1 rRNA gene is annotated in these 330 nt (G+C 45.5%); it reads left to right on the plus strand.

What is annotated here, in order from left to right:
• Positions 1 to 156 precede the first annotated feature (156 nt).
• Positions 157 to 330, plus strand: a 16S ribosomal RNA gene (locus tag JQM82_RS16145); the annotation flags it as partial.

A 330-nucleotide genomic window follows, 5' to 3' on the forward strand; every position in this document is an offset into this window, starting at 1 on the left:
ATGAGCATTGGCGAAGCCAAGATGAGCGAGAAACTTTGTTTCGAGCTATCGGCAGTTCGAACACCTAATAACAGTAAAAGGGATAAGAAAGCTAGTAGTTTTCTTGAACTGGAGCGAACTTGATTTTGGATCTGTGTAACAGCAGGTTTAAGATTTTTTAACGAGAGTTTGATCCTGGCTCAGGATGAACGCTGGCGGCGTGCTTAACACATGCAAGTCGAGCGAAGCACTTAAATCAGATTCTTCGGAAGAAGATTCAAGTGACTGAGCGGCGGACGGGTGAGTAACGCGTGGGTAACCTGCCTCATACAGGGGGATAACAGTTAGAAA

This window comes from Faecalicatena contorta, from assembly GCF_021531995.1.
Classification (GTDB): Bacteria; Bacillota; Clostridia; order Lachnospirales; family Lachnospiraceae; genus Dorea_A; species Dorea_A contorta_A.